The 17,735-nt window shown below is 74.3% G+C and carries 18 protein-coding genes; 10 read left to right on the top strand and 8 right to left on the bottom strand.

The features are described 5' to 3' along the window. Positions 1–151 precede the first annotated feature (151 nt). Entirely contained in the window at positions 152–1,240 is a 1,089-nt protein-coding gene (locus V6U77_RS20425; protein ID WP_334607977.1) for a 3-deoxy-7-phosphoheptulonate synthase, read from the bottom strand. A gap of 445 nt (positions 1,241–1,685) precedes the next feature. Here V6U77_RS20425 and V6U77_RS20420 point away from each other — a divergent pair, with 445 nt between their 5' ends. Next, positions 1,686–1,901, top strand: coding sequence for a hypothetical protein (locus tag V6U77_RS20420; RefSeq protein ID WP_334607976.1), 216 nt, complete (start codon positions 1,686–1,688; stop codon positions 1,899–1,901). Here the strand turns inward: V6U77_RS20420 and V6U77_RS20415 are convergent. Next, complete coding sequence (locus V6U77_RS20415) at positions 1,868–2,608, bottom strand: phosphodiesterase (RefSeq protein ID WP_334607975.1); 741 nt, start codon at positions 2,606–2,608, stop codon at positions 1,868–1,870. The genes V6U77_RS20420 and V6U77_RS20415 overlap by 34 nt on opposite strands. Before the next feature lie 84 nt (positions 2,609–2,692). Here V6U77_RS20415 and V6U77_RS20410 point away from each other — a divergent pair, with 84 nt between their 5' ends. The 3 genes from V6U77_RS20410 to V6U77_RS20400 all read left to right on the top strand — a co-directional run bounded on the left by V6U77_RS20410 (position 2,693) and on the right by V6U77_RS20400 (position 6,615). Continuing rightward, on the top strand, positions 2,693–3,985 hold the full coding sequence (locus tag V6U77_RS20410) for a M16 family metallopeptidase (RefSeq protein WP_334607973.1): 1,293 nt from the start codon (positions 2,693–2,695) through the stop codon (positions 3,983–3,985). After that, positions 3,985–5,331 (top strand): M16 family metallopeptidase, encoded by a 1,347-nt coding sequence (locus V6U77_RS20405; RefSeq protein ID WP_334607972.1) that lies wholly within the window; start codon positions 3,985–3,987, stop codon positions 5,329–5,331. Before V6U77_RS20410 ends, V6U77_RS20405 begins: the two co-directional genes overlap by 1 nt. A 258-nt stretch (positions 5,332–5,589) precedes the next feature. After that, positions 5,590–6,615, top strand: a complete 1,026-nt coding sequence (locus V6U77_RS20400) for an aspartate-semialdehyde dehydrogenase (RefSeq protein ID WP_334607971.1) — start codon at positions 5,590–5,592, stop codon at positions 6,613–6,615. An 83-nt stretch (positions 6,616–6,698) separates the two neighbouring features. On the opposite strand, the gene V6U77_RS20395 is transcribed toward V6U77_RS20400, so the two are convergent. Next, positions 6,699–6,950: a hypothetical protein gene (locus V6U77_RS20395; RefSeq protein ID WP_334607970.1), complete on the bottom strand. Its 252-nt coding sequence runs from the start codon at positions 6,948–6,950 to the stop codon at positions 6,699–6,701. Between the two features lie 278 nt (positions 6,951–7,228). Between V6U77_RS20395 and V6U77_RS20390 the strand changes: the two genes are divergently transcribed. From V6U77_RS20390 to V6U77_RS20365, 6 genes are all read left to right on the top strand, one after another. Further along, positions 7,229–7,645 (top strand): CBS domain-containing protein, encoded by a 417-nt coding sequence (locus V6U77_RS20390; RefSeq protein ID WP_334607969.1) that lies wholly within the window; start codon positions 7,229–7,231, stop codon positions 7,643–7,645. A 194-nt stretch (positions 7,646–7,839) separates the two neighbouring features. After that, positions 7,840–8,217 carry an SCP2 sterol-binding domain-containing protein gene (locus V6U77_RS20385; RefSeq protein WP_334607967.1) on the top strand — a complete coding sequence of 126 codons (378 nt, stop codon included), beginning with the start codon at positions 7,840–7,842 and terminating at the stop codon, positions 8,215–8,217. Next, a complete protein-coding gene (locus tag V6U77_RS20380) occupies positions 8,217–10,274 on the top strand; it encodes an amylo-alpha-1,6-glucosidase (protein WP_334607966.1) in 2,058 nt (685 codons plus the stop codon). Before V6U77_RS20385 ends, V6U77_RS20380 begins: the two co-directional genes overlap by 1 nt. 126 nt (positions 10,275–10,400) lie before the next feature. After that, positions 10,401–11,159: a lysophospholipid acyltransferase family protein gene (locus V6U77_RS20375; RefSeq protein WP_334607965.1), complete on the top strand. Its 759-nt coding sequence runs from the start codon at positions 10,401–10,403 to the stop codon at positions 11,157–11,159. Positions 11,160–11,246: 87 nt separating this feature from the next. Next, a complete protein-coding gene (locus V6U77_RS20370; protein WP_334607964.1) occupies positions 11,247–11,855 on the top strand; it encodes an isochorismatase family protein in 609 nt (202 codons plus the stop codon). A 4-nt stretch (positions 11,856–11,859) separates the two neighbouring features. Further along, the gene (locus tag V6U77_RS20365) at positions 11,860–12,837 is read left to right on the top strand and encodes a GlxA family transcriptional regulator (protein WP_334607963.1); all 978 of its coding nucleotides are present in this window, start codon (positions 11,860–11,862) and stop codon (positions 12,835–12,837) included. Here V6U77_RS20365 and V6U77_RS20360 read toward each other — a convergent pair. The 5 genes from V6U77_RS20360 to V6U77_RS20340 form a co-directional block, all read right to left on the bottom strand. Continuing rightward, positions 12,722–13,444 (bottom strand): hypothetical protein, encoded by a 723-nt coding sequence (locus V6U77_RS20360; RefSeq protein WP_334607962.1) that lies wholly within the window; start codon positions 13,442–13,444, stop codon positions 12,722–12,724. The two genes, V6U77_RS20365 and V6U77_RS20360, sit on opposite strands and share 116 nt — an antisense overlap. 73 nt (positions 13,445–13,517) lie before the next feature. Then, entirely contained in the window at positions 13,518–14,231 is a 714-nt protein-coding gene (locus tag V6U77_RS20355; protein WP_334607961.1) for a response regulator transcription factor, read from the bottom strand. Next, positions 14,204–15,379: a hypothetical protein gene (locus tag V6U77_RS20350; RefSeq protein ID WP_334607959.1), complete on the bottom strand. Its 1,176-nt coding sequence runs from the start codon at positions 15,377–15,379 to the stop codon at positions 14,204–14,206. The genes V6U77_RS20355 and V6U77_RS20350 overlap by 28 nt, the downstream gene beginning before the upstream one ends. Further along, positions 15,369–16,547: a sensor histidine kinase gene (locus V6U77_RS20345; RefSeq protein ID WP_334607982.1), complete on the bottom strand. Its 1,179-nt coding sequence runs from the start codon at positions 16,545–16,547 to the stop codon at positions 15,369–15,371. The genes V6U77_RS20350 and V6U77_RS20345 overlap by 11 nt, the downstream gene beginning before the upstream one ends. 153 nt (positions 16,548–16,700) lie before the next feature. Then, a complete protein-coding gene (locus V6U77_RS20340; protein ID WP_334607958.1) occupies positions 16,701–17,594 on the bottom strand; it encodes a septum formation family protein in 894 nt (297 codons plus the stop codon). Positions 17,595–17,735: the final 141 nt, after the last annotated feature.

Genomic DNA, 17,735 nt, shown 5'->3' with positions numbered 1-17,735 from the left:
CACCCCCACCCCCCACCCCCACCCCCACCCCCACCCCCACCCGCCCCGGTCACTCCCGGTGATCATGAGGTTGGCGGTGGGAATGGAGATCGACTTCGCCGTCAATCCCATGATCACCGGGAGTGGGCGTGGGTGGGTGGGGTGGGTGGGGTCAGGCCGGGGTCGGAGCCGGGGTGCGGCGCCGGGTGCGGACGGCGGCGGCCAGGTGGGCGAGGACCTCCTCGGTGGTGTCCCAGCCGATGCAGGCGTCGGTGACCGACTGGCCGTACGTCAGCTCGCGGGTCGGGTCGAGTTCCTGGCGGCCCGGGAGCAGGAAGCTCTCCAGCATGATCCCGACGATGCCGCGCTGGCCGGCGTCGAGCTGGGCGGCCACGTCGGCGGCCACCCTCGGCTGGTTGCGGTGGTCCTTGCCGCTGTTGGCGTGGCTCGCGTCGATCACCAGGCGCTCCGGCAGGTTGGCCGCCCGCAGCAGCGCCAGGGCGCCGGCGACCGAGTCGGCGTCGTAGTTGGGCCGTCCGCCCCCGCCGCGCAGCACCAGGTGTCCGTCGGCGTTGCCCCTGGTGTGCAGGATCGCCGGGGTGCCGGAGACGTCGATGCCGGGGAAGACGTGCGGTACGCCGGCGGCCCGGATGGCGTCCACGGCCGTGCCGATGCTGCCGTCCGGGCGGTTCTTCATGCCGATCGGCATCGACAGGCCGGAGGCGAGCTGCCGGTGCACCTGGCTCTCCACCGTCCGGGCGCCGATCGCTCCCCACGCCACCGTGTCGGCGATGTACTGCGGGGTGATCGGGTCGAGGAACTCGCAGCCGACCGGGAGCCCCAGGCGCAGCACGTCGAGCAGGAGCGCGCGGGCGGTGCGCAGGCCGGTGTTGACGTCGCCGGAGCCGTCCAGCCCCGGATCGTTGATCAGGCCCTTCCACCCCACCGTCGAGCGCGGCTTCTCGAAGTAGACCCGCATCACGACCAGCAGGTCGTCGGCCACCCGGGCGGCGGCGTCGCGCAGCCGGTGGGCGTACTCGAGGGCGGCGGCCGGGTCGTGCACCGAGCACGGGCCGACCACCACCAGCAGGCGGTCGTCGGCGCCGTCCAGCACCCGGCCGACCGCGCGCCGCCCGGCCAGCACGGCCGAGGCGAGCGTGTCGTCGAGGGGCAGCTCGTGGTGCAGGAGGGCCGGGGTGGTCAGCGGCACGACACGGTCGATCCGCTGGTCGCTGACCCGATCGGTCTCCGGGGTCGTCACGGTGGGAGTCCTTCCGCCGACCGTGCCCCGGGGCCGGTGCCCGGGTCGAGCCGGCTGCTCGTACGCAAAAGGGCAGGAACGAAAGCTCCTGCCCGGCCGGCTCGAATGTGGTGACGTCAGATCATGGAGAAGTCACCGGCGTGCGAGCCGGCTGCCTAAACCATCGATACGAACGCGTCACGCGACCCAGCGTACCCGAGAGTGGGGGAAGGTCCACCCGGTCGTCGGGAAAGACCCGCCTCGTGTGCGCCCTCGTCGATGTCCGCGTCGTGGTTCCCGCGTCGTGCACCTGGCACGACGCGCCCGGCGGCGGCGCCTGCTCGTCACGGCACCAATCGGGTCCTCGTCCCGGACTCCGAGATCCCGACCACCGGGGCGGGGCGTTCGCGTGGCGGACCTGTCCCCTGCGGCGTGCCGGAGCCGGCGGCTGGGTATGTGGGCGGTCATGAGTCACGAGCAGAGCGACCAGGAACGGGTGGAGTCCCGCGCGCACCTGCTGCCCGAGGAGGCGGCGGCCGGCAGCGACGACCCCCAGGCGCAGGCGGAAGCCATCCTCGCCGAGTCCGACCTCCGCGAGGAGGACCGCAACGCCGCCCCGGACACGGTGCTGGAGCGGCGTACCTCCGATCAGACGGTGACCCCCATCGAACCCCCCGACTGAACCACGGCACCCCGGGCCCGTCGTGACCCCCGGTAGGTCTGCTCCCGCAGCCAGGCGATCGGGCCGACCGCCCGCAGCCCCGGTGGGAGGTTGCCGATCGGGTCGAAGGCCAGCGCCGCGTCCTCGCTGGCACTGAGCTGGGCACCGAGGCTGACCTGTCCGAACGGCCGCCACGGCCCGACGGCGGACGCGACCGCGAGCACCAGGCGCGGCGCGTCCGCCCGGGCGACGGCCGAGACCTCGGCCAGGCTGCGGCCCAGGTCGGGCGACTCCGGGTCGGCCAGCGCGGCCAGGAAGAGCCGCCGCCGGCCCGCGCGCAGCGGCATGATCGTGCTGTACGTCCCCGCGAAGCGCCGCCGGGGCAGCGGCAGGTTGCGCAGCAGCGGCGCGGCCCCGCTGGAGCTGACCAGCAGGTCGAACGGCCGGCCCGCCTCCCGGTGCAGCCGCACGGCCAGCCCCAGCACGTCCGGCCAGCCCTGCGGGGTGGGCACGCCCCTGGAGAGCCGGACGGTCGCCCGGAAGTGCCCCGGGTCGTCCAGCAGCGGCACCCCGGTCGGTGGTCCCGGCGTACCCCAGACGACGACCTCGCCCGCGAACGAGCGGCCCGCGGGGTGCAGCAGGCGGGCCCGGCGCAGCCGGGTCAGGGCGGCGGTCGCCCGGTCGACGGCGACGGCGGCCCGGTCGGTCACGGTGGCGGCAGGCGACATCCTTCCCCGGTACCCGGCCGCCGCCGGTCGATGCCTCGCGTGTGTGCGGCGCTTCCCGTGCGCCTGATCGGATAGCGTCGTGCCATGCCCGACAGCGGTTACCCCTGGCCCATCGAGACCACCCGACTGGACAACGGCCTGCGCGTGGTGGTGAGTGAGGACCGCACCGCCCCGGCGGTCGCCGTGAACCTCTGGTACGACGTCGGTTCCCGGCACGAGCCCGAGGGACAGACGGGCTTCGCCCACCTCTTCGAGCACCTGATGTTCGAGGGCTCGGCGAACGTGGCGAAGACCGAGCACATGAAGCTGGTGCAGGGCTCGGGCGGTTCGCTCAACGCGACCACCAACCCGGACCGCACCAACTACTTCGAGACCGTCCCCGCAGAGCACCTGGAACTGGCGCTGTGGCTGGAGGCGGACCGGATGGGCGGGCTGGTCCCCGCGCTGACCCAGGAGACGCTGGACAACCAGCGCGACGTGGTCAAGAACGAGCGCCGCCAGCGCTACGACAACGTGCCCTACGGCGACGCCTGGCTGCGGCTGCTGCCGCTGCTCTACCCGCCCGGGCACCCCTACCACCACGCCACGATCGGGTCGATGGCCGACCTGAACGCCGCCGACCTGGCCACCTTCCAGGCGTTCCACCAGACGTACTACGCCCCGAACAACGCGGTCCTCACGGTGGTGGGCGACGCCTCGGCCGCCGAGGTGTTCGCGCTGGCCGACAAGTACTTCGGCGCGATCCCGCCCCGCGGGGAGATCCCGCCCGCGCCGGACGGCCGCAGCGTCCCGGCCACCGGCCGGCCCGCCGTGGAGACGGTCACCGCCGACGTGCCGGCGCCGCGCGTCTACGTCGCGCACCGCACCCACCCCTTCGGCAGCCCCGGCTACGACGTGGTCACGGTGCTCGCCACCGTGCTGGGCAGCGGTCGGGGCAGCCGCCTCTACCAGCGTCTCGCCGACGGGGAGCGGATCGCCCAGCCCGATCTGGTCGGGGCGTACGGGGTGGACCTGGCGCACGCCCCCGCACCGCTGATCGCCACCGCCACTGCCCGCCCCGGGGTGAGCGCCGAACGGCTCGCCGCCGGGCTGGCCGAGGTGGTCGACGAGCTGGCCACCGTGCCGGTCACCGCCACAGAGCTGGAGCGGGCCAAGTCCCTGCTGAGCACCTCGTGGTGGCGGCAGATGTCCACGGTGGACGGCCGGGCCGACACCCTCGGGCGCTACGCCACCCAGTTCGGCGACCCGGCGAAGGCCGCGGAGCGGCTGCCGGCCTGGCTCGCGGTCACCGCCGAGCAGATCGCCGAGGCCGCCGTCGAGCTGCTCGCCGCCGACGACCGGGTCACCCTGACCTACCTGCCCGAGGAGAAGCCCTGATGACGCTGATCGCCGACCGTCCCGGGCCGGGTCCCGCCCGCCCGTACCGGTTCCCGCAGGTGCTCCGCCGTACGGTCGCCGGGGGCCAGGTCGTCGCCGCGCACCTGCCCGGGCAGAACCTGGCCGTGGCGCTGCTGCTGCTCGACGCGGGCGCCGGGCGCGAGCCGGCCGGCAAGGAGGGGCTCGGCGCGGTGCTCGCCAAGGCCCTGGAAGAGGGGACCGCGCAGCGCGACGCGACGGCGTACGCGCTGGCCATCGAGGGCCTCGGCACCGAGCTGGTGGTCGGGCTGGACTGGGACTCGTTCCAGGTCAGCGTGCAGGTGCCGGTGGAGCGGCTGAGCGCCGCCGTGGCGCTGCTCGCCGAGGCGGTGCGTACCCCGAAGCTCGACCCGGAGGACGTGCGGCGGGTCCGCGACGACGAGGCGACCGCGCTGCGGATGGACTGGGCGAACCCGGGCCCGCGCGCCGACGCGGCGCTGCGCGCCGACCTGTTCGGCGCGGAGAACCGCTGGGGCCGCCCCATGTACGGCGACCCCGGATCGGTGGCGGCCCTGGACGTCGAGGACGTCACGGTCTTCCACTCCGAGTGGTTCATCCGCCCCGGCACGCTGGTCGTCGCCGGCGACCTGGACCGGCTGGACCTGGACGCGCTCGGCGCGACGGTGTTCGCCGGCACCGGCGGCGGGCCGGTCGACCGGGGCGGCCCGATCGAGGTGCCGGCGCGATCCGGCCGGCGGATCATCCTGGTGGACCGGCCCGGCTCGGTGCAGTCCACGCTGCGGCTGGGCCACCCGTCGCCGCACCGCGCCCACCCCGACCACGTGCCGATGACGCTCGCCGGCACGGTGCTCGGCGGGGCCTTCACCTCCCGGCTCAACCACCTGATCCGCGAGGTGCGCGGCTACACGTACGGCATCCGCGGCGACTTCGCCTCGTCGCGCCGGTTCGGCCGGTTCGGGGTCAGCTCCAGCGTGCAGACGGCCGTCACCGCGCCGGCCGTCGTCGAGGCCGTCGGCGAGATCACCCGTACCCGCCAGACCGGGGTGACCGAGGAGGAGTTGGCGGTCGCGCGTTCCTGGCGGGCCGGGCAGCTCTCGGTCGAGCTGCAGAGCCCCCGGGCGATCGCTGGCGCGCTGACCACCCTGGTCGTGCACGACCTGCCGGACGACTACCACGCCCGGCTGCGCGAGTCGCTGCTCGCCGCCGACGTGGCGGAGGTCTCCGCGGCGGCCGCCACGCACCTGCGCCCGGAGGAGCTCACCCTCGTGGTGGAGGGCGACGCGGCGGCGATCCGCGACGACCTCGTCGCCGCCGGCCTGGGCGAACTGGTCGAGAACCCCGCCTGAGCGCCCCGGGGCGGTGTGACTTGTCTCGCGCCGCCCCCGGGCCGCTCCCGTGCCGGCTCGGCGGCGCCGACGTGGATGCTCCGGCGCACCGGCCCACGGACTGACGATCCTCCGGTCCGACCGGCCCGGCCGGCGGTGTCGTTCCGTCGCGGCGGTGGTCCCGCGCGGTCACCGGGACGACCCCGCAGGGCGCGGGCCGGCCCCGGTGGGTGGGAAAGCGTTCCCGGTCGGGCCGCCGGGCTGGGTAGCCTCGCGGGCATGAGGATCGGCATTGTGGGGGCCACCGGCCAGGTCGGTGGCGTGATGCGGCAGGTGCTGGCGGAGCGGGAGTTCCCGGCGGAGCAGGTGCGGTTGTTCGCCTCGGCGCGGTCGGCCGGGCGCACCCTGCCCTGGCGCGACGGCGAGGTGACCGTGGAGGACGCGGCCACCGCCGACTACTCCGGGCTCGACATCGTGCTCTTCTCCGCCGGCAAGGGCACCGCGAAGGAACTCGCCCCCCGGGTCGCCGCCGCCGGCGCCGTCGTCATCGACAACTCCTCGGCGTTCCGCATGGACCCCGAGGTGCCGCTGGTCGTCGCCGAGGTCAACCCGCACGCCGCCGCCGTACGCCCCAAGGGGATCATCGCCAACCCGAACTGCACGACGATGGCCGCGATGCCCGTGCTGCGCCCGCTGCACGCCGAGGCGGAGCTGGTCAGCCTGGTCGTGTCGACCTACCAGGCGGTCTCCGGCGCCGGCCTGGCCGGCGTCGCCGAGCTCGACGAGCAGGTCCGCAAGGTCGCCGAGCACGCCACCGGCCTCGCCTTCGACGGCGCGGCCGTGGAGTTCCCGGCCCCCCGCTCGTTCGCCCGGCCGATCGCGTTCAACGTGCTCCCCCTCGCCGGCTCGATCGTCGACGACGGCAGCTTCGAGACCGACGAGGAGCAGAAGCTGCGCAACGAGAGCCGCCGCATCCTGGAGATCCCCGGGCTGCGCGTATCCGGCACCTGCGTCCGGGTGCCCGTGTTCACCGGCCACTCGCTGCAGATCAACGCCCGCTTCGCCCGCCCGATCAGCCCGCAGCGGGCCCGCGAGCTGCTCGACGGCGCCCCCGGCGTGGCGCTCGCCGACGTGCCGACCCCGTTGCAGGCCGCCGGCCAGGACCCGACCTACGTCGGGCGGATCCGCGCCGACGAGACCGTCGAGCACGGCCTCGCCCTGTTCTGCTCCAACGACAACCTGCGCAAGGGCGCCGCGCTCAACGCGGTGCAGCTCGCCGAGCTGGTCGCCGCCGAGCTCCGCTGACCGACCCGCCGCCTGAGCCGTCGAGGACAGGGGTGCGGCCCCTCCCGAACGGGGAGAGGGCCGCACCTCGTCTGCGTGGTAGGTCAGGCCGCCGGCAGGCTGGTGAACACCAGCGGCCCGGACGGTGCCGGAGCACCGCCGTTGGGGTAGCCCCAGATTGCGCTGTTGCCCGCCGAGGTGTTGAGCCGGAAGCCCACCGTGTAGGTCCCCGGCGGCAGGTTGCGGAAGTACACCGGCAGCGAGACGCGCGCGTCGGGTCCGACCTGCCTACTGCCGCTCGCACCGCCCACCGAGTGGCCGAGGGAGTTGTAGATGGTGGTCGAGAACCCGGTCACCGAGCGAGCGTGACGTCGTCGATGGTGACCTCGACGCTGATGCCGTTGAACAGGTCACCCGGAGCGGCCTCGGTGCGGCTCAGCTGGTCCGGCCGGCGCAGTCGGCCGTCAGGCGGACTGCGCGCGCAGCGTATGTGACGCGCGTCGAAGTGAGCACGCGAATACGGCCTCCCCGCTGCGGAGGGGGCCTGGGCGCGTTCGCCTCCGGGCCGGGCGGCTCGCGTTACCCCGTGCGGTCGGCGGGTAGACGGCGGTGCCGACACCGAGAGGGGAGCACCATGACAACGGTCGGAGAGTTCATGACGACCCGGTTGGTGACGATGGACGGCAACGACACGCTGATCGCCGCGGCGCAGGAGATGCGCGACAGCGCCATCGGCGACGTGGTGGTGACCGACGGCGACGACGTCATCGGCATCGTGACGGACCGGGACATCACGGTCCGGGGCGTGGCCGAGAACATGGACCCGAACTCGACGCCGCTCAACCGGATCACCAGCAAGGACGTGATCACGGTCAGCCAGCACGACGACGCGGTGGCCGCCGCCGACCTGATGCGGACGTACGCCGTCCGCCGGTTGCCGGTCATCGACGACGGGCGACTGGTCGGCCTGGTCTCGATGGGTGACCTCGCCGTGGAGCGGGAGCCGCAGTCGGTGCTCGCCGACATCAGCGCCGACGAACCGAACAACTGACCGTCCGCCGCGGCGCGCCGGCTTCCCGGGCGGGAGCCGGCGTGGCGGCCTTCTCGGGCGTGAGCCGGCGGGTGCAGGTCCGCCGGGGTGCGCCGCCGGATGGGGGCCACTCACCCCATCCGGGCGAGGTTGGCCCGGCACCGGACGGGGACCCCCTGCTCGGGACATTGACCCGACGGGGAGGAGAGGACCCGATGGTGGACGCGACGACGAGGTTCTTCGAGGACCTCGACCGGCGGGGGTACGACCCCCTGCTGGCGAAGTCCTCCGGGACCCTGCGCCTGGACCTGCACGAGGGGGCGCACACGACGCACTGGCTGCTGCGGATCGACCACGGTCGGCTCCAGGTGAGCAGGGAGGACCAGGAGGCCGACACGGTGGTCGGCACCAGCCCCGAGCTCTTCGAGGAGCTGGCCGCCGGCCGCGAGCACGGGGTGGCGGCGTTGCTGCGCGGGGACATGACGGTGAGCGGCGACCTGCGACTGGTGACGCAGATGGAGCGGCTCTTTCCCAGCCACCCGGACGTGCGCGGCCCGCGCCGGCGCTTCCACGGCCACCCGGAGGTGCAGTGATGGCGCAGAACACGGTCCGCATCCTGGACGGCAGCACCTTCGTGGTGTCGGAGGACACCGGCGACATCGAGGCGACGCCGAGCGAGCCGACGGGGTTCTTCGCCCTGGACACCCGCTACCTGTCGACGTGGGTGCTGACGGTCAACGGGGACCGGCTCACCCCCCTGTCGTACGACGACCTGCAGTACTACGAGGCCCGCTTCTTCCTGGTGCCGGGGATGGCGACGCACTACGTCGACGCAAAGCTGTCGATCATCAGGGAGCGGGCGGTGGGGGGCAGCTTCCGGGAGACGCTCACCATCCTCAACCACGACGAGAAGCCGGTCGACCTGGAGATCAGGATGGAGGCGGCGGCCGACTTCGCCGACCTGTTCCAGGTCAAGGACGAGATCCTCAACAAGAAGGGCGAGATCTACACGGAGGTCGAGTCGGACCGGCTGCGCCTGGGCTACCGGCGGGGCAACTTCATCCGGGAGACGTTGATCTCCGCCTCCCCGGCGCCGCGGTACGACCGCAGGGGCTTCGCCTACTCCATCCACCTGCAACCCAACGAGCGGTGGGAATCCAAGATCGACGTCAAGACCATGGCGCTCTCCCCGGGCGGGCGGGACCTGCGGATGGGCCTGCGGGCGCACACCACGGACCGGCTCGCGCTCCAGCACGACCTCGAGGAGTGGATCGCCCGGGCGCCCAAGGTCAACAGCCAGCACAACCGGGTCGCCTCGACGTACCGGCGCAGCCTGATCGACCTGGCCGCGCTGCGCTTCTCGCCGCTCTCCCTCGGCGGGGCGTCCCTGCCGGCCGCCGGCCTGCCCTGGTTCATGACCATGTTCGGCCGGGACAGCATCCTGACCTGTCTGCAGACGCTGCCGTTCACGCCGGAGCTGTCGAAGACCACGCTGCGGATCCTGGCCTCCCTGCAGGGCACCCGGTTCGACGACTTCCGGGACGAGGACCCGGGCCGGATCCTGCACGAGATGCGCTACGGCGAGACGGCCGCCTTCGAGGAACAGCCACACTCGCCGTACTACGGGTCGGTGGACGCGACCCCGCTGTTCCTGGTGCTGCTCGACGAGTACGAGAAGTGGAGCGGGGACACCGCGCTGGTCATGGAGTTGGAGCGGGAGTGCCGGGCCGCGCTGAAGTGGATCGACGACTACGCCGACCTGGTCGGCAGCGGCTACATCTGGTACGAGCGGCGCAACACCGACACCGGCCTGGAGAACCAGTGCTGGAAGGACTCCTGGGACTCCATCTCCTACCGCGACGGCACGCTGCCGCCGTTTCCCCGGGCCACCTGTGAGGTGCAGGGGTACGCGTACGACGCCAAGGTGCGCACCGCCCGGCTGGCCCGCGAGTTCTGGGGCGACCCGAACTTCGCCGACCGGTTGGAGCGGGAGGCGGCGGCGCTGAAGGAACGGTTCAACCACGACTTCTGGGTGGACGACGGCGAGTACTACGCCCTGGCCCTGGACCCGGACGGCCGCCGGTGCGACGTGCTGAGCTCCAACATCGGCCACCTGCTCTGGAGCGGCATCGTCGACCACGACCGGGCCGAGAAGATCGCCCAGCACCTGGTCGGACCCCGGCTCTTCACCGGCTGGGGCGTACGCACGCTGGCCGAGGGCGAGGTGCGCTACAACCCGATCGGCTACCACAACGGCACGATCTGGCCGTTCGACAACTCGTTCATCGCCTGGGGTCTGCGCCGGTACGGCTTCGCCGAGGAGGCGGCGGTCATCGCCAGCGGCATCCTCGACGCGGCCACCTACTTCGAGGGCCGGCTGCCGGAGGCGTTCGGTGGCTACCCCCGCGAGCTGACCAAGTTCCCGGTGGAGTACCCGACGGCGTGCAGCCCGCAGGCCTGGTCGACCGGCACGCCGCTGCTGCTGCTGCGCACGATGCTCGGCCTCGAGCCGCACGAGGGGCATCTCGCGGTGGAACCCCGGCTGCCGATCGGGATGGGCCGCATCGAGGTGCTGGACATCCCGGGGCGGTGGGGCCGTGTCGACGCCTTCGCCCGGGGCCGTCTCGACATGCACCGGCTGACCGACTAGCGCGGGGTCACGCACCGGTCCCACCGTCCGTGGCCGTGACCGTTCGGCCCGGGCGGTGGGACCGGGCCGGCCGTGGCGGCGCGGCGGGCCGGCATGGCGCTCAGGCGGGCAGGGTAAGTTCGCGCCATGCCGGAACTCGTGTACCCGCCCGTGATCGCCGCCGCCAAGACGATGTTCCGGGTCCTCGACCTGAAGATCACGATCGAGGGCGCCCATCACGTGCCGCGTACGGGCGGGGCGGTCCTGGCCAGCAACCACGTCAGTTACCTCGACTTCATCTTCTGCGGGCTGGGCGCGCAGGAGTCGAAGCGGCTGGTGCGGTTCATGGCCAAGAAGTCGGTCTTCACGCACAAGGTGTCCGGCCCGCTGATGCGCGGCATGCGGCACATCCCGGTGGACCGGCGGGCGGGCGCGGGGTCGTACGCGACGGCGGTCAGCGCCCTGAAGCGCGGCGAGGTGGTCGGCGTCTTCCCCGAGGCCACGATCAGCCGGTCGTTCACGGTCAAGGGACTCAAGAGCGGGACAACCCGGATGGCGTCCGAGGCCGGGGTGCCGGTGCTGCCGGTGGCGATCTGGGGCACCCAGCGGCTCTGGACCAAGGGCCGGCCGCGCACCCTCAACCGCCGGCACATCCCGATCACCATCCTCATCGGCGAGCCGATGCACCCGACCGACTACCCGGACGCCAACGCGATGACGGTCGACCTGAAGGAGCGGCTGACCGTGCTGGTGGACCGGGCCCAGCGGGACTACCCCGACGCGCCCGCCGGCCCGGACGACACCTGGTGGCTCCCCGCGCACCTCGGCGGCACCGCGCCGAGCCTGGAGGAGGCCGCCGAGCTGGAGGTCCGCCGCCGGGCCGCCGCCGCCGACCCCGACGCCTGAGCCGACCGGGCGGGCATGGCCGGATCGTTCCGCAGCGGGACGGGATGGTGCCTGCCGCCCCGGCGCGCGACCGGCGAGGATTCCCCCATGAGCAGAGCGGCACTCGTCGTCATCGACGTCCAGGAGTCCTTCCGTCGGCGCCCCGGCTGGGCGTACGCCTCCCGACCCGACATCGTCGGCCGGATCGACCGGCTCGTCGACGCCGCCCGCCGACGCGGCGACCTGGTCGTCTGGGTCCTGCACGCCGAGCCGGGCACCGGCGGGGTGTTCGACCCGGCCAACGGGCACGTCCGCCTGATCGAAGGGCTGTCGGCCGGTCCGGGGGAACCGACGCTGGTGAAGACGTCGCACAACGCCTTCACCACCACCAACCTGCAGCAGGTGCTGACGACGGCGGGCGTCCGCGAGATCGTCGTCTGCGGCATCCGCACCGAACAGTGCGTCGAGACGACCGCCCGGGTCGGCTGCGACCTGGGCTACCAGGTGACCTTCGTGACGGACGCGACGGTCACCTTCCCGACCCCGCACCGGGACCTGCCCGCCACGGCCACGGCGGAGGAGATCGTCGCCGACCCGCGCACCCTGTCGACCGAGGAGATGACCGCCCGCACCGAGTACGCCCTCGCCGGCCGCTTCGCCACCATCCGCACCGTGGCGGAGCTGACCGGCGCGGTGCCGGCCGGCGCGCGGGGCTGAGTCGATGGCCCGGGTCGTCTTCCTGCTCGTCCCGCAGGTGCACCTGCTGGACCTCGCCGGCCCGGCCCAGGTCTTCTCCACCGCCGCCGACCTCGGGTACGACTACCGGCTGCACTACGTCGCCGACCGGGAAATCGTGCCGACCGTGCAGGGCGTACCGCTGGTGGCCGCGCTCCGGTGGCCCGAGCTGAGCCGCGACGACCTGGTGGTCGTACCCGGATGGCGGCTGCGTGCGCACGGACCGCAGGGGCCGGTCGGGCCGGACGACCTGCGGCGGCTGGCCGAGCACCACGCCGGCGGCGGCACGGTGGCCAGCGTCTGCGCCGGCGCGTACGCCCTCGGCCGGGCCGGCCTGCTCGACGGCCGCCGCTGCACCACCCACCACGACGTGCAGGACGAACTGGCCCGCAGGTTCCCGGCGGCGCGGGTGGTCCGCGACGTGCTCTACGTGGTCGACGAGCGGGTGGTCACCTCCGCCGGTATCGCCAGCGGTATCGACGTGGCGCTGCACCTGGTGGCCACCCGGCACGGGCCGGCGGCGGCGGCGGGGATCGCCCGCGCCCTCGTCGTGCACTCCCGGCGCAACGGTCACGAGCCGCAGGCCGGAGCCATGATGCGGCACCGGTCCCACCTCTCGGACGCCGTGCACCGGGTGCAGGACCTGATCGACCACCGGTTCGCCGAGCCGCTGCCGCTGGCCGACCTGGCCGCGGCCGGTGGGGTGGCCGAGCGGACGCTGACCCGGCTGTTCCGGCGGGCCACCGGGCTGACCCCGCTCGGCTACCAGCAGCTGCTGCGGGTGGAACGCGCCGAGCACCTCATCGGGCACGGCTCCACGGTGGAGGCGGCGGCCCGGACCGTGGGCTTCACCGATGCCCGGATGCTGCGCCGGCTGCGGTCCCGCGCCAACCACTCCCGGAGTGTCCCCGGTAGTAGTCGTCCCGCGAGTGGAACTCGACCGGCAGCGACCCGGGCAGGGTGATCCAGGCCTCGCCGGCGCCCGGCCCGGCACCGGCCCGCACCGCCAGCACGTCCCGCTCCGGCGGCGACAGGTCCACCATCTCGGGGTGGGCCAGCCGGAACCCGGCCACCGCCCGGCGTACCCGGCGGGTCAGCGCGATGATCTCCTCGGCGGGGCCGGTGAGGCCGAGGGCCGGCTGCTGGATGGTGCGCAACGCGTCGCAGACCACCAGCAGGCGGGCCCGCTCCGCGGGGACCGTCGACAGCAGCTCCAGCCGGGACGGCCACTGCCAGCGGATCTGACCACTGACCAGCCCGGGCAGCCGCATGGCCCGGCGGTGCCGTGCGCCGCCACCGGTCCCGTCGACCAGGGCGAGCTGCGGGCCGCCGCCGACGTACGCGATCCGCCGGTCGGTGACGGTCACCGCCACCGGCTCGGGCAGCGTCCACCGCTGCCGCGCCTCCGTCGGGCCGAGCAGATGCCCCGACGCGTGCAGCCGGTGTCGGGCGAGCACCCGCTCGCCGCCCTCGATGACCAGTTCGTGTCGCCGGTCCAGCGCCGGGGCCACGTCGTCGTCCGCGTCGAAGCGGTGCGGAGCGATGAAGAAGGGGGACGCGTCATCGTGCATCGTCATGACCTCCGCTGCCGACGCCATCTCACCACGAGCGTTGCCGACCTGTGGTCGGCTGTCATGACGCCCGTTAGGGGGTCGGCCGGTCGTAGGACGCCTGCGACCGGTAGATGCCGATCTCCTCCGGCCGGACTAGGCCGTCCTCGATCGCCCGGGCGAGCAGAGCCGCCTTGGTGGCGGCGGGCCGCCCCGCTCGGGTGTATTTGATCCGCGCACGGTCGACGTACTGCTTCACGGTGTGCTCGCTGATCCGCATCCGACGGGCCACCGACGCCTTCGACATCGACTGGAACCACAGCAGCAGCGCCTCGCGTTCCTTGTCCGACAGGGCGGGCCGGTCCGGGCGGGGATCACCCGCGATCGCCCCGGCGAGCGCCGGCGGCACGTACGGGCGGTCGCTGGCCGCGGCCAGCACGGTGGCCACGCAGTGCTCCCGTCCCTCGTGCTTGGCCAGGAACGCGACCGCCCCGGCGTCCAGGGCGGCGAGCATCGTGCCGGGGTCGGTGTGCTCCGAGTAGACCACCACCCGCCGGCCGGCCGCGCTCAGCTCGGCGAGCTTGTCCAGGGCCATCCGACCGTGCAGCCGCAGGTCGAGCAGGACCACGTCGGCGTCGGGGGCGGCCCGCAGCACGGTGTCGGGATCGTCACCGGTCGCCAGCACCCGCAGCCGAGGCTCGGCGGCCAGCCAGACGCGGACCCCCTCGACGACGACCGGGTGGTCGTCGACGATCGCCACCCCGACCGGCCGGCCGCCGGTCACCCCCGCCACCGGGTCTGCGCCCATCTGATCTCCCCGTCCCGTTCGTAGAGGTACTCCACCCGCCCGTCGTCACCCGGCGGTCCGGCGCTGTCGGGACCGGCCCGGTCGGGCGTGACCAGGCCGACCACCACCTCGTCGGGACGGGCGACCACGGTCAGCCGGGCCCAGCCCCGGGCGTCGGCCAACAGCGCGGTGAGCGGGTCGGCCAGCCGGCGGCGCACCTGCACCGGCAGCGGCGGCGGCTCGCCGATGGTCACCAGGTCGATCGGCAGCCCGTTGCGCTCCGCCAGGTCGGCGGCGGCCCGCAGCTCGTGCAGGAGCGGGTCGGGCACGTCGTCGGACTCGGCGATGAGCCGGCGCAGCCGGGCGGCGGCCAGCACGGCCCGCCGCTGCACCGCCGGGTCGGCCGGGTCGGCCCGGCCGTCGGCCAGCTCCGCGAGCACCTCCTCGGCGGCGCCGCTGGCCAGCGTGAGGCGGGCGCGCCGCTCCCGCCGGGCCCGTTCGGCGGCGTCCCGTTCGGCCTCCGCCGCGTGGGCCGCGGCCGCCGCGCCGGCCCGCTCCCGGGCCAGCCTCGCGATCGCCGTGCCGCCCACGAAGACCGCCACCTGCAGCGTGGACGTGGCGTAGACATACATGGCGTAGCGGGCGAGGTCGGCGGGGGCGGTCGCGCCGTGACCGAGCACCCCGGCCAGCGCGATCAGCGCGTGCACGCCCAGCAACGCGACCAGTCCGGAGGCCCGCCGGCCCCACAGCACCACCACGAAGAACCAGCCGAGGGTGCCCCACACCCAGTTCGCGGCCGTGAAGAGCTGCCGCTCACCGGCCGCCGCGAACACCGTCCCGTCGACCACCAGCAGCAACGCGGCCAGCGGCCAGGCCGGCAGGGGCGCGCCGCGCAGCAGCCGGAGGCCGGCCAGCACCCCGATCGCCGCCACGAGCAGCCAGCCGGCGAGGACCACCGCCGGCGCGGTGAACTCCGCCCGGGCGGCCAGCGCCGCGGGCAGCGCGATCGCCGCGTGCCAGGCCAGCGCGATGACCACCGCCACGATCCGGGCGCCGCGGTCGGAGGCGTCGGCCACGGCCGCCGCCGGGTCGGCCGGGCGCCGGTCTCCGTCGGGCGTACGGGCTGCCGGCGCCGCCGTCGCGGGCGGGACCGTCGTCTCAGTCGGCACCGGGCCACTCCAACCTGATCCGGGTGCCGGCGCCGGGGCGCGAGTCGATCTCCGCGCGCCCGCCGACGGTGGACATCCGGCCCCGTACCGACTCGCGCAGTCCGTAGCGGTGCGCGGGGACGGCCGCCGGGTCGAAGCCGGGACCGTCGTCGGTCAGCTCGACCACGACGGTGTCCGCGACCCGGACCAGCCGCAGCGCGGCGGACGCGCCCGGAGCGTGCCGGGCCACGTTGGACAGCGCGGCGTACGCGCTCTCGGCGAGCGCCTCCGCCACCGGCGCCGGCACGACGCAGGGGGCCAGGTCGGTGGTGACCGGCAACTCGGGCAGCCGGTCGCGCACCGCCCGCAGCCGCGCGTCCAGCGGCACCGGCCCCTCGTCGGGGGCCGACCGTGCGTCGGCCAGCGCGGTGAGGGTACGCAGGTCGGCGGCGCACCGTTCGCGCAGCGCGGAGGACGGACCGGTGACCGCGCCCAGCCCGACCATCGTCAGCGTGGCCAGCACGGTGTCGTGCAGGTCCCGGTTCTGCCGCCGCTCCGCGTCGCGCGCGGTCCGGGCCACCAGCGACTCCCGGGTGAGCCGCTGGTGCGCGAGGAAGGCGTCGTCGGCCCGGCCGATCCGCTGCCGCATGATGGCGGTGATCAGCGCGGCACAGGCCGTCTGCACCAGCAGCGTCGCCGCGTGCGCGGTGGCCTCGTCGGGCTGACCGGCGGCGTGCGCGCCGACCGCGTAGGCGGCGGTCACCAGCAGCCCCGCCGGGACCGACCACCGGACCGGGGCGTTCGCCTGCGCGTTGAGGACCGTGGTGCTGGCGAGCACCGCGATCCAGCTCGCCTCGCCGGGCAGCACTTCCGGAGCCACCAGCACCGGCATCGCCAGGCACGCGGCGGTGGTCACGGCCACGTCGCCGAGCACCAGCGGACCGCCGATGCCGTGGCGCAGCGCGCGGAACGCGTACCAGATCGACCAGGCGGTCAGGCCCGCGACGGCCGGAACCAGCAGCGCCGGCTCGACGGGCGGGGTGCGCACCGACAGGGCGACCACCGCGCCGACGAGACCACAGGCCAGCCGCAGCAGCGCCGGCAGCCGGGTGAAGATGAGGGTGAACGCGCCACCGGCGGGGGTGTCCAGCGCGGTCGGCGACGTGTGCGGGGCGGCGACGACCGGCATCGGGGGAGAGGCGTCCTTCTGCGACAACGACCCGATCCGGGTCCGTACGGCGAGATCGACGCCGGAGAATAGCACGAGCACCCGCCCGCGATCACCCTCGGTACGCGCCGTGTTGCCGGTCCGTCAGCCCGTTCGCCCCCGCGGGGAGCCCGGTCAGTTGATCGGCAGGACCTTCGTCCCACCGCCGGCGATCGACCGGGTCAGCTTCTTTCCGCTGGACCAGTACCAGCAGCGGACCCCCCGGTCGCCGCGCGCCCACGCCTGCGCCGACGGGAACCGGTACGCGCTGCCCGTGCGGTAGCGGAGCATCCCGTCAACCGGCACCTTCGCGTAGCGGGCGATGACCGCCCGGCACTTCGTGTGGATCGTGGCCTCTTCCTTCCCCGCGTCCGCGTAGGACACGTCGGGTGAGGTCCAGATGCCGACGTACTCGTAGCGGTGGACCTTCGTGCACGGCACCGCCAGCAGGTGGTCCCACTCGTCCGCCTCGGCGCAGCCGTACCTGAGCGGGGTGGCCGCCTTCAGCACCCCCCGCAGGCTGCCCGCCCGGTTGACGGCCGCGTCGTTCTCGCCGTTGACGCCGTCCATGGCGTCGAGCTCGAACAGGTCGCACCGGTACCACCGGCTGCCGCCCGCCCAGCCGGCCGGCGACGTGGGGGCCACCTGCACCGACAGGCGGGCGTCGCGCCAGTCGCCGCCGACGAACTCCCTGGCCCTGGCGTCGCACTCGGCGAACGCGGGGCGCATCGCCGCCGACCCGACGCGGGGCGGGATCGGACGGGCGGCCAGGTCGCCGGTGAACGTGCCGATGTGGAACGTCTCGACCAGGTGCGCCTTGGCGCAGTCGACCGGCTGGTGGCTCGTGAGATAGGCGGTCGGTTCGGCGACCACGTGGCACTCGCCGGCCTGCGGCACGAACTGGCGGGCCTCGGCCACCGGCCGCCAGTCGTCGGTCAGGTCCCCGTCCGTGCCGGCCGGCGTGCCGCACCCGCTCACCGCCGCCGCGACCAGCGCAGCCGAAGCCGTGACGCCCAACCAGCGTCGCATGTGGTCCTCCCCGTGCCCCCGTGACAACCGGCGCAGCATATGGCACCCGCCATCGACCAGGATGCCCGCGGGGGTTGCGGGGGAGTGGGTGCGGCCCTGACCGGGGCGGCCCCGGCCGCGATACCCGCCCTTCGCGCCGCG

This window comes from Micromonospora sp. CPCC 205546 (assembly GCF_036902715.1).
GTDB lineage: Bacteria > Actinomycetota > Actinomycetes > Mycobacteriales > Micromonosporaceae > Micromonospora.
This window is presented reverse-complemented; position numbering and strand designations above follow the sequence as displayed.

Coding starts and splice junctions, on each gene's coding strand:
- V6U77_RS20410 (WP_334607973.1), top strand. CDS start 2,693: ATGCCCGACAGCGGTTACCCCTGGCCCATCGAGACCACCCGACTGGAC.
- V6U77_RS20340 (WP_334607958.1), bottom strand. CDS start 17,594: ATGCGACGCTGGTTGGGCGTCACGGCTTCGGCTGCGCTGGTCGCGGCG.
- V6U77_RS20365 (WP_334607963.1), top strand. CDS start 11,860: ATGGCCCGGGTCGTCTTCCTGCTCGTCCCGCAGGTGCACCTGCTGGAC.
- V6U77_RS20400 (WP_334607971.1), top strand. CDS start 5,590: ATGAGGATCGGCATTGTGGGGGCCACCGGCCAGGTCGGTGGCGTGATG.
- V6U77_RS20385 (WP_334607967.1), top strand. CDS start 7,840: ATGGTGGACGCGACGACGAGGTTCTTCGAGGACCTCGACCGGCGGGGG.
- V6U77_RS20345 (WP_334607982.1), bottom strand. CDS start 16,547: ATGCCGGTCGTCGCCGCCCCGCACACGTCGCCGACCGCGCTGGACACC.
- V6U77_RS20415 (WP_334607975.1), bottom strand. CDS start 2,608: ATGTCGCCTGCCGCCACCGTGACCGACCGGGCCGCCGTCGCCGTCGAC.
- V6U77_RS20390 (WP_334607969.1), top strand. CDS start 7,229: ATGACAACGGTCGGAGAGTTCATGACGACCCGGTTGGTGACGATGGAC.
- V6U77_RS20370 (WP_334607964.1), top strand. CDS start 11,247: ATGAGCAGAGCGGCACTCGTCGTCATCGACGTCCAGGAGTCCTTCCGT.
- V6U77_RS20355 (WP_334607961.1), bottom strand. CDS start 14,231: ATGGGCGCAGACCCGGTGGCGGGGGTGACCGGCGGCCGGCCGGTCGGG.
- V6U77_RS20380 (WP_334607966.1), top strand. CDS start 8,217: ATGGCGCAGAACACGGTCCGCATCCTGGACGGCAGCACCTTCGTGGTG.
- V6U77_RS20420 (WP_334607976.1), top strand. CDS start 1,686: ATGAGTCACGAGCAGAGCGACCAGGAACGGGTGGAGTCCCGCGCGCAC.
- V6U77_RS20360 (WP_334607962.1), bottom strand. CDS start 13,444: ATGCACGATGACGCGTCCCCCTTCTTCATCGCTCCGCACCGCTTCGAC.
- V6U77_RS20375 (WP_334607965.1), top strand. CDS start 10,401: ATGCCGGAACTCGTGTACCCGCCCGTGATCGCCGCCGCCAAGACGATG.
- V6U77_RS20405 (WP_334607972.1), top strand. CDS start 3,985: ATGACGCTGATCGCCGACCGTCCCGGGCCGGGTCCCGCCCGCCCGTAC.